This is a genomic window from Succinivibrio dextrinosolvens DSM 3072 (genome assembly GCF_900167015.1).
Lineage (GTDB): Bacteria > Pseudomonadota > Gammaproteobacteria > Enterobacterales > Succinivibrionaceae > Succinivibrio > Succinivibrio dextrinosolvens.
Genome location: NZ_FUXX01000098.1, coordinates 1 through 1,441, shown reverse-complemented (window position 1 = coordinate 1,441; position 1,441 = coordinate 1). Strand labels below are relative to the sequence as shown.

Below are 1,441 nucleotides of genomic sequence, written 5' to 3'. Positions count from 1 at the left end.
TCCCTAAAAAAACTAGAGATCTCTTTGAATTATTCTGTGTACCCTTCCCAAAGAAGCAGATCAAAAATTAGTAACTATGATCTGCGGAGGTTAGGGTAAAAGATTAGATATCTTTTTCTACCTGAGTGAAATCCAACTCAACTGGAGTTGCACGACCGAAGATAGCAATTGAAACTGTTAGGCGATTCTTTTCGTAATCAACCTTTTCAACAGTACCAACGAAGTCTTTAAATGCACCTTCGATAGCACGAACATGCTCACCAACTTCAAACATGGTCTTAGGACGTGGTGAATCCTCAGTTTCCTTCAATCTATCTAAGATCTTGTTAGCTTCAGCCTCAGTGATTGGTAAAGGTTTCTCAGAAGTACCACCAATGAAACCTAATACGCGATCGGTATGTTTTACTAACTGCCATGACTCTGAAGTCATACGCATATTTACTAATACATATCCAGGGAAAAACTTACGCTCTGACTCGCGCTTCTTACCATCTTTGATCTCTTTAACCTTCTCCTTAGGAACTAGAATCTCACCAAAGTAGTCTTCCATGTGGTGAATCTTAATTCTTTCCTGAAGAGTAAGTGCAACACGCTGCTCAAAACCAGAAAATGCCTGAATAACATACCAGCGGAATTTATCTCCACCAAAATACTTATTCTTCTTCTCATCCTGTGGCTTTGAATCTAACTGTGCTTCATCAAGACTAGTTGCTTCAGGTGAAACAGGAGCTTCTGGAGCTTCAATCTTTTCTACATCTGCCATTTTAAAGTCCTTTGAAGTCAATTAAAGTGTAAACACGCGAACAATCTGTAAAAAAACAATATCGCAAAGGTATAGGAATAAGCTTACAACTGATACAGCTACGAATACGATAAAAGTAGTCTGAACAGCTTCCTGACGAGTAGGCCAAATAACCTTTTTAAGCTCAGTATAAGCCTGACGAGAGAACTGAATTAAAGAACGTCCCTTATTTGTCAGTAGAGATACTGATAAAGCAATAATCAGACCGAAAATTACAGCAAGAACACGTAGTAAACGAGAAATAGTAGTCTCTTCAACTACAACGAAATTTGTATAGTAGTAGTTACCAAAAATAATTGCGCAAACTAATACTAAAGAAACTGTCCAGAAAACAGCACTTACAGCTGGAGATACAAAAAGCTGAGAACCATCTGCTGCAACTTTCTTTACAGGAGCTTTCTTTGATTCGACAGCAGCTTTGTTGCTATTAATTTCTGACATAAAATCAAACCTATCTTTTTTTTAGTCTTTTGACTTTTAAGATCATTAAATCCGTAGCAAGCTTTTTAGACCTGCTACGGACATATTTTTTTAACAAATCAAGTTGTTATCTATTATTCGATAATAGAACCAACAACACCAGCACCTACAGTACGGCCACCTTCACGGATAGCGAATCTCTCGCCTTCAGCCATAGCT

The 1,441-nt window shown here is 37.8% G+C and carries 3 protein-coding genes; all 3 read right to left on the bottom strand.

The annotated features are described in order from the left end of the window. Positions 1-103: 103 nt before the first annotated feature. Complete coding sequence (nusG, locus tag B5D46_RS11965; protein WP_031492433.1) at positions 104-763, bottom strand: transcription termination/antitermination protein NusG; 660 nt, start codon at positions 761-763, stop codon at positions 104-106. A 21-nt stretch (positions 764-784) separates the two neighbouring features. After that, positions 785-1,243 carry a preprotein translocase subunit SecE gene (gene secE / locus B5D46_RS11960; RefSeq protein ID WP_078929650.1) on the bottom strand — a complete coding sequence of 153 codons (459 nt, stop codon included), beginning with the start codon at positions 1,241-1,243 and terminating at the stop codon, positions 785-787. Between the two features lie 113 nt (positions 1,244-1,356). After that, positions 1,357-1,441 (bottom strand): EF-Tu C-terminal domain-related protein (locus B5D46_RS12075; RefSeq protein WP_143075403.1); only part of this gene is annotated, 85 nt, incomplete at its 5' end.

What these genes read in the sequence shown, in the direction of transcription:
- nusG (WP_031492433.1), bottom strand. Translation starts at nt 763, where the DNA reads ATGGCAGATGTAGAAAAGATTGAAGCTCCAGAAGCTCCTGTTTCACCT.
- secE (WP_078929650.1), bottom strand. Translation starts at nt 1,243, where the DNA reads ATGTCAGAAATTAATAGCAACAAAGCTGCTGTCGAATCAAAGAAAGCT.